General features: G+C 62.0%; 10 protein-coding genes. 4 read left to right on the plus strand and 6 right to left on the minus strand.

All coding sequences use genetic code 11. From position 1 onward, the window contains the following. The first annotated feature begins 15 nt into the window (after nt 1–15). Complete coding sequence (gene pta, locus EET67_RS22525) at nt 16–1,023, plus strand: phosphate acetyltransferase (RefSeq protein WP_128628474.1); 1,008 nt, start codon at nt 16–18, stop codon at nt 1,021–1,023. Between the two features lie 41 nt (nt 1,024–1,064). Here pta and EET67_RS22530 read toward each other — a convergent pair whose 3' ends face one another. The 6 genes from EET67_RS22530 to EET67_RS22560 form a co-directional block, all read right to left on the minus strand. Continuing rightward, the gene (locus tag EET67_RS22530) at nt 1,065–1,526 is read right to left on the minus strand and encodes a DUF302 domain-containing protein (RefSeq protein ID WP_128628475.1); all 462 of its coding nucleotides are present in this window, start codon (nt 1,524–1,526) and stop codon (nt 1,065–1,067) included. A gap of 219 nt (nt 1,527–1,745) precedes the next feature. Continuing rightward, on the minus strand, nt 1,746–2,837 hold the full coding sequence (locus tag EET67_RS22535) for a YeeE/YedE family protein (RefSeq protein ID WP_128628476.1): 1,092 nt from the start codon (nt 2,835–2,837) through the stop codon (nt 1,746–1,748). A gap of 160 nt (nt 2,838–2,997) precedes the next feature. Further along, nucleotides 2,998–3,942: an MBL fold metallo-hydrolase gene (locus EET67_RS22540; protein ID WP_128628477.1), complete on the minus strand. Its 945-nt coding sequence runs from the start codon at nt 3,940–3,942 to the stop codon at nt 2,998–3,000. Nucleotides 3,943–4,091: 149 nt separating this feature from the next. Then, nucleotides 4,092–5,189, minus strand: coding sequence for a YeeE/YedE family protein (locus EET67_RS22545; protein ID WP_128628478.1), 1,098 nt, complete (start codon nt 5,187–5,189; stop codon nt 4,092–4,094). A gap of 178 nt (nt 5,190–5,367) precedes the next feature. After that, nucleotides 5,368–5,718, minus strand: a complete 351-nt coding sequence (locus tag EET67_RS22555) for an ArsR/SmtB family transcription factor (protein WP_128628479.1) — start codon at nt 5,716–5,718, stop codon at nt 5,368–5,370. A 65-nt stretch (nt 5,719–5,783) separates the two neighbouring features. Then, a complete protein-coding gene (locus EET67_RS22560) occupies nt 5,784–6,155 on the minus strand; it encodes a transcriptional regulator (protein ID WP_425359543.1) in 372 nt (123 codons plus the stop codon). A 101-nt stretch (nt 6,156–6,256) separates the two neighbouring features. On the opposite strand from EET67_RS22560, the gene EET67_RS22565 reads away from it, so the two are divergent. The 3 genes from EET67_RS22565 to EET67_RS22575 form a co-directional block, all read left to right on the plus strand. Continuing rightward, on the plus strand, nt 6,257–6,991 hold the full coding sequence (locus EET67_RS22565) for a cytochrome c biogenesis CcdA family protein (RefSeq protein WP_128628480.1): 735 nt from the start codon (nt 6,257–6,259) through the stop codon (nt 6,989–6,991). A gap of 11 nt (nt 6,992–7,002) precedes the next feature. Further along, nucleotides 7,003–7,587, plus strand: coding sequence for a thioredoxin family protein (locus tag EET67_RS22570; protein WP_128628481.1), 585 nt, complete (start codon nt 7,003–7,005; stop codon nt 7,585–7,587). A gap of 183 nt (nt 7,588–7,770) precedes the next feature. Further along, the coding region (locus EET67_RS22575; protein ID WP_483458293.1) for a cytochrome c family protein at nt 7,771–8,009 on the plus strand (239 nt) is incomplete at its 3' end.

Here is an 8,009-nt window from a genome sequence, read left to right on the forward strand (position 1 = left end):
GCAAAGGATCGACCCATGAAGCCGCTCGACGACATTATTGCCGCCGCCAAGGCCGAGCCCCGCCATATCGTGCTGGCGGAAGGCGAGGATCCGCGCATTATCGAGGGCGCCATCCGTGCCGTCACCGAAGGTCTTGCCCGCATCACGCTGCTGGGCAATGTCGACCGTATCCGTAGCGCGCTGATGGCGCGCGGCGCCGATCCGGAAAAGTTCCGGATCGAGGACCCGCTGGTCTCGCCTGAGGTCGAGCGCTACGCGGCCAGCTATTTCGATCTGCGGCGGCACAAGGGCATCGACGAGCCGGCGGCGATCCGTGCCGTCAGCAACCCTCTCGGCTTCGCCGCAATGATGGTGCGCCAGGGAGATGCCGCCGGCACCATCGGCGGGGCGGTGGCGACCACTGCCGATACGGTGCGCGCGGCCCTGCAGATCATAGGCAAGGCGCCGGACAGCCGGATCGTTTCCAGTTTCTTCTTGATGATGCTGTGCGAAACGCACCACACCAAGAAGGGCGCATTCGTGTTTGCCGATTGCGGCCTGGTGGTGGAGCCCGATGCAGCCGAGCTTGCCGACATCGCCATCGCCTCGGCGCGGTCCTTCCAGGCCTTGATGGGGGCTGAGCCGAAAGTGGCGATGCTGTCGTTTTCCACCAGCGGCAGCGCCGTCCATGAGCGCGTCAGCAAGGTGGTGAAGGCAGCCGAGCTTGCCAAGGCGGCCGCTCCTTCGCTGTTGATTGACGGCGAGCTGCAGTTCGACGCCGCCTTCGTCGAGGCTGTGAGCGCTGCCAAAGCGCCTGGCTCGACGATCAAGGGGGCCGCCAATGTGCTGGTCTTCCCCAATCTGGAAGCCGCCAATATCGGCTACAAGATCGCCCAGCGGATCGGCGGGGCCAAGGCCATCGGGCCTATCCTGCAAGGGCTGGCCAAGCCGGCCAACGACCTGTCGCGCGGCTGCAGCGCCGACGATGTCTATCACATGATTGCCGTGACCAGCGCCCAGGCTCGAATGGCGGCACCGGCGTAGGGCGCTCCTGCCCGTTTCAGGCTCTAGTCTTCGGGCCGGCCTTACTGACCGGCGGCTTCCTTCACGATTTCTTCGAGCAGGGTATTGACCTGGTCGCGGCCCTCGCCATCCGGCAGGCGGCGAAAGCCGACATTGACCGTGCCGGCCTCGGCTTCCGCCTCATAGACGAAAAGGACATAGGGGCAGAAGGCGATGTTTTCGATGTTCTCTTCCATGACGGCGCGCGAGACGACGGCCGAGCAGAACTGGAAGATCTCGGCATTGCGATAGAGCTTCTTGCTGGCGCCGACATCCTCGGCGGTGCGCTGAAGCATCTCTCCGATGAAACCGTGATAGTCGACCTTGTAGCCTCGATTGACGATTGCGTCGGCCAGGTCGGCGGCGACATCGGCAAAGGGGGCTTGCGAAGTATATTTGGTCACGTCGTCGCGGGCGGATGCCGGCAGGGCGGCTGCGGTGAGGGCGGCAAGCCCGGTGAAGGCGGCAAGGATCAGGCGTTTCATCGGGCGCTCCGGTCTAAGAGCATCGGCCGAAAAATGAGTGCCGGTTTTCGGAATATTCCGATGCTCAGTCAAAGGGATAGAGCGCCGTTTATGCGTCCGGTCGGACGCACGGCGCTCTATGGCGTATCTTCGCTGACGGAATGACCGGAGTCCAGAAATATCATAAAACTTGAATACGTTTAGGCGCGTGATTTTGTTTAAAAATCATGGCGGGGCTGCCTATTCGGCGGCCAGCGGAAAAGGCTCGGTTGCAGGGCGTGTCGCACCGCGCCCGTCAATGACGCGGTCGGCAATGGCTGCGCCGACGACCATGGCGGCAAGGCCGGTAAGCGAGGACACGGCAAGGACCGATCCGCCGGTCAGGCCGGCGCCGATGGTGCAGCCGACGGCCAGGATGCCGCCGAAGCCCATCAGCACGCCGCCGATTGCATAGCGGACGATGGACGGTGCTCCCGCTTCGGAGAAAGTGGCGATGCGGAAGCTGCCCAAAGCGAGCGAGGCGATGAAGGCGCCAAGCAGCGTGCCGATCAGCAGGCCCTGGTCGAGGCCGAAGGAGGATGCGCCGCCTGCCAGCGCGCCGGTGGTGGCGAGCGGGCGGATGAAGGACAGGCTTTCGGCCTGGATCGGCTCGAAGACCTGGGTGGAAAGCGTGTAGGTGAAGTACCAGCCGCCAACGATCGTCAGCCCGACGATTGCCGCGCCGAAGCCTTTCCACACCGGCAGGCGGGTCACGATGGCCAGCGCGAGCGCTGCAAGTGCCAGAATGGCGCCGAGCCAAACACCTGCAGATTGCGGCAGGGCGGCGTGAACGAGCAGGTCGTTGCCGCCGATTGCGGCGGTGTTCCACAATCCGCCGATGCCGTCGCGCAGCGGCACCAATACGCCGTCATAGGTGCCAAGGCCGACCAGCCCGATGACAAAGACGGTGAAGATGGCGCGCAGATTGCCGGCGGCGCCGAGCACCAAAAGCCGAGAGACGCAACCGCGCGCAAGCACCATGCCGATGCCGAAGACAAGGCCGCCGATCAGCGCGCCCGACAGGCTCTGCGCGGTCGAGAAGAACCTGGTTTCCGAAACGTCGACCGAACCGTTGGCGAGCAGCAACTGGACGCCGAGAATGGCTACGGCAAAGCCGATGAACCAGATGGCAAGCGCGGAGAAGCCGCGCCGACGGGTGAGGTCAAGCACGGCCGAGCGCGTGCAGAAGGCGGTTTGTTGGGCAAAGAAGCCGAACAGGAGGCCAAGCACGACACCGCCGACAAGGGCGGTGCCGCCTTCTCCTATCGAGTCGATTACCGGAACGAGATCCATGCCGCAGCTCCTGAGCACATCGCCGCGAATGTAAAGGAGCCTGCTGGATTAAGCTTGGTATCGAAATGCACGAAAGGCCAGGGAAATGGACTATTTTTGCGCTATTTTTGCTGTAGGCAGAAAACGAATCCGGCTTGCTGGGTCGGCAGTCGGAAACTTCCTATGCGTCGGGAACGAAGCGGTAGCTGTCGCCCTTGGCCAGCGCCATGCCGCTGCCGGGATGGGGGAGATGGAAGCCGATGAGGCGAACCTTTTCGGCGGCAAGACGGTCCAGCAGTTTCTTGCGGGTCTGGGCTCCCAGTGCCGGGTCCTGATCGGTGCCCCAGTGCCAATCGGGCTTGGCGAAGGAAACCGTATTGGAGAGCACGTCGCCACCGATCAGCATCGGTTCGCTGCCGCCATGGACCATGAAGGACACGTGGCCGGGCGTGTGCCCCGGCGTATCCACGGCCTCGACACCGGGGAAGATTTCCTCGCCTGGCGCAAAAAGCTCGATCCGGTCTTCGATCAGCGGCATGCGGTTCTGTGCGCCGACGACGAAGGACTTGCGATCCTCGGGCATCTTGTCGAGCGTATCGTCGGCGCGCCAGAAATCCCACTCGACCTGCGCCATGCGATAGGTGGCATCGGGGAAGATCAGTTCGTCGAGTTCGTCGGTCAGGCCCCAGAAATGGTCGGGATGGGCATGGGTGAAGATGACGTCGGTGACTTCGGCCGGATCGATGCCCGCCTCGGCAAGGTTCTCGACCAGCTTGCCGGCTGTCGGCATGAAATTGGGGCCTGAGCCGACATCGAAAATCGCCAGCCGATCGCCTGAACGCAGCAGACTGATATTGCAGTCGGGGCTGAGCGTGTCGGTTGGCAGCTTGTATTCGGTCAAGAGCGCGGTGCGCTCGGCTTCCTCGATGTCGGGAAAGATGAAGGCGGCTGGCAGCACCAGGTTACCGTCGCTGACCACGGTGAGTTCGGCCTCGCCGGCGGCGAATTTTGCCGTGGCACCTGCCATCGTCGGCCGCGAAAGGGTCAAGGCGGCCGTGCCGCAGGCCAGGATTTGCAGAATCTCCCGGCGCGAAAGCGACGTGAAGCCTTGTTGATGCCGGGTCATGCAGTCCTCCATAATATAGATATTTTTGAATGTATTTTGGAAGCCTGTTCCCGTCAACCGCGTTGCTTGCCGCGGTTGAAGTGCAGACGCATCGAGGCGCGTCCGTCGAAAGACGCCGCCTCGTGCCCCGAAGGACAGAAGAAAAATTGCTATCCGGCAGCCTGGCGGCCGTGGCCCTGGAAGGCGGCGAAGGGCGAGCCCTCGATCAGATAGCCGAGGCCCATACGGGCGCCGACCGCGATCGAGGCCATGACGATCGGGGCAGAGATTGCGAGAACCGAGATGGCGGTGACGCCCTGGCCGATCGTGCAGCCCATGGCAAAGACCCCGCCGACGCCCATCAGGAAGCCGCCCATGAGGTGGCGGCTGAGTTCGCGCGCGTCATCGCAAGCCTCCCAGCGGACGTCCTTCTTGTGGAAGGCGCTGATGGCCGCTCCGAGGACCACGCCGATCACCAGGCCGACGCCGTAATCCGGCAGGACGCCGGTATAGGTGGCAAATTGCAGGATCGTATCGCCAACGGGAACCACGAAGGAGCCGGCCTCGATCTGCACCGGGTCGAATGCATGTTGATAGGCCAAGGAGGTGGCGAGCCAGCCAAAGACGATGATGGAGCCGATGACCGTTCCGGTCAGAATACGCGCATATTGTTTACGATAGCTGTGGTCACGGAAGATCCACCAGAACAGCCCCAGGGCGATGATGACGGCGACAGGCAGGCGCAGATCCATGCCCGCCAGCGCGGAGGCGAGTGCGCCGATCGACTTGTCGCTGGCAAAAGAAAGATCAACGGCAAGGTTGTCGACGATATGGACGCGGCCCTGCGCGACGATGCCTCGTTGGGCGGCCAGCGCCGACAGGCCGAGCATGATCAGGACCACCACCGAGCGCAGGCTGCCGCCGCCGGTGCGCACCAGTGCGCCAAAGCCGCAGGTGCCGACCAGCGCCATGCCGAAGCCGAATGCCAGTCCGCCGATGATGGCACCGGTCCAGCCGAAATCCGGTGAAAGATAGAAGCTCGATCCGATATCGATGGCCCCGGCAAAGATGAGTGCCTGGGTAAGAACAAGCGCAACCGCTGCGGCGAGCACCCAGGTGCGCAGGCCATGGCTGTCGCCGGCATACCAATGGCGTTCGAGCGCCGACATGGTGCAGAAATGCTGTCGCCGCGCGACGAAGCCCAGTATGGTGCCTGCAAGCAGGCCGGCAGCCGGCAGCGTCCAGGATGAGGTGGCCAGGTATTCCATCGCTTCCTCCACAAACCATCTGCGCCCTTGGGGGCAACTGGCGTCTAGAGCGCCGTGCGTCCGATTGGACGCACAAAGGACGCTCTAGCACTTTGATTGAGCATCGGAATATTCCGAAAACCGGGTCCACTTTTCGGTCCGATGCTCTAGCTCCGGCACCGCAACGGCGCCGAAGGTCTCAAGAATTCGGCTTCCGGACGGAGGCGCAGAAGAGCTCGTATAGGGTGCCGATCACGGCCGATATCTCGGCATTTGCGATTGAATAATAGATGACGCGGCCGTCGCGGCGGGTGTTGACCAGCCGGTCGAAGCGTAGCCTGGCGAGCTGCTGGGAAACGGCAGCCTGCGGCATATGCATGATCTCCTCAAGCTCCGACACGGACTTTTCGCCTTCGGCCAGCAGGCACAGGATGAGCAGGCGGCTTTCATGGGAAAGCGCCTTCAACAGATCGCTGGCCTTTCGGGCCTGCTCGACCAGCGCCTCGAACTCGGCCGGCGATTGGTCAGGTTTGAATTTCGGAAGGATCATTCAAGGCTTCCCGTATCGATTTTCCTTTGCTGGGCTTGCGGTATGCTCCGGCCCCCGCCGGCATTTCATCCAGACGTCGTCGGCTCCAGTTTGGCAAGGATATCTCCCAGAAGATACCAGAAAAACTCGCTGCCGGGATAGCCGCGGATACGGCCGACCTCCTTGCCCTGCTCGATGAGGATGAAGGTGGGCGTGAACTTCTCGCTGGGGATGCCCTCAAGATCGGCCGGCCATTGCTGGGTGATATCCACACGCCGAAGCGGCGCGCGCTTGCCCTCCTCGGTCTTCGGATAGGCCGGCGCAATCTCGGCGTTGAAATGCGCGCACCACACGCAGCCCGGCCTTTCGAGCATGACAAGCTCGGCCGCAGCCGTTGGAACGACCGTGCCCAGCATCAGCGCGAGCAGCACGGTCAAGGCATGAATTGAAAATCGCATCTTCGGATCCCTACGCCTTTACAACATATAGTAATTTTCGCATATCTTCCATCTGATTATGTGTTGCGGCGTGCAATTGTTGCTGGCGGGGAGAGAATGCCATGTTGGATGTGAGTTTCGGAGGGGCGTTCCTGGCAGGTCTCATCTCCTTCATCTCGCCATGCGTGCTGCCGATCGTGCCGCCCTATCTGGCCTGGCTTGCCGGCTTGAGCTTCGAAGAACTCAAATCCGAAACCATCGACAGCGGTACGCGCCGGCGCATCATATTGGCCGCGCTCGCCTTTGTCTTTGGCTTTGCCACTGTGTTCGTCGCCCTCGGCGCCACCGCCAGCGTGATCGGCAAGACGATCGCGCAGTATTTCGACATTCTTTCCGTCATTGCCGGCGTGATCATCATCGTCATGGGCCTGCATTTCGTCGGCGCGTTCCGCATTGCGTTGCTCTATCGCGAAGCCCGTATCCAGGTGGACCGCAAGCCGGCCGGCATGATCGGCGCCTATGTCATGGGTCTGGCCTTCGCCTTCGGCTGGACGCCCTGCGTGGGACCGGTGCTGGCGGCGATCCTGTTCGTTGCCGGTTCGGAAGGAACTGCGCTGCGCGGCGCAAGCCTGCTTGCCGCCTATTCCTTCGGTATCGGCATCCCCTTTATCCTCGCGGCGGTGTTTGCCAGTCGCTTCCTTGCCTGGGCGGCCCGGTTCAAGAGGCATATGCACAAGGTGGAGATGGCCATGGGCGTGTTGCTGATCCTCACCGGCATCCTGTTCATCACCGGGCAAATGTCGACGATCTCATACTGGCTGCTCGAAACATTTCCCATCTTCGCAACGATCGGATAGGAGGTTTCTCCATGCTGAAGATTCTTGTTGCCACTATCGGGCTGCTTTTGGCGGCCGTTATCCCTGCCGCAGCCGAGATTGGCGACGACGGGCTCCACAAGGAAAAGTGGTTTTCCGTGACCTTCCGCGACATGGCCGAGGACATTGCCGCTGCCAAGGAGGAAGGCAAGCGGCTTGCCATTGTCTTCGAACAGCGCGGCTGCATCTACTGCGCGACCATGCATGAAAAGCTGCTGTCGGACCCGGAAGTGCGCGATTTCATCGAGGCCAATTTCAAGGTCGTCCAGTATAATATGTTCGGCGACGAGGAGGTGACCGATCTCGACGGCGAAGCCTTGACGGAAAAGACTGCGGCGCGCAAATGGGGCGTCGTTTTCACCCCGACGATTATCTTCCTGCCGGAGGAGGCGCCCGAGGGCAAGACGGTGGCCGATGCCGCTGTCGCGACGATGCCGGGCGCTTTCGGCAAGTGGACGTTCCTGCATATGTTCCAGTGGGTGTCTGAAAAGGGCTATGAAACCGACGAGCATTTCCAGAAGTTCCATGCGCGCATGCTGGACGAACTGCGCGCGGCCGGGCGGCTGGATGTCGAGTGAGCGCGGGCGTCAGTGCGGCGATCTGACGACATATGCAGAAAATCATATTTTTGCATTGAAGAAAGTTTCGAACGTGTCTAAAGTGGGTTTTGGAGAGGGTCTTGCGCCAGTGGTGCAGGTCGATAGCGGGAGGACGACAGGCTTATGAATGGTGTGAAACTGTTTTTGGCTGGAGCGCTCCTCTTGCCTGCAAGCATGGCAATGTCGGCCGATGTCGCTCCTGATGCCGTCAAGTTCGAAGATGGTTCGGTTGTCGCCTCGCTGACCGGCGGTGGCGGCGATCCGGTTGCGGGTGCGGCGGTATTCAAGGATCGTAGCCTCGGAAACTGCCTGGCCTGCCACGCCAATGTCGACATGGAGAAGGAGCTGTTCCATGGAAATGTCGGCCCCTCGATGGATGGCGTGGCCGATCGGTGGAAGCC

The organism is Borborobacter arsenicus (assembly GCF_003934165.1).
GTDB classification, from domain to species: Bacteria; Pseudomonadota; Alphaproteobacteria; order Rhizobiales; family Rhizobiaceae; genus Pseudaminobacter; species Pseudaminobacter arsenicus.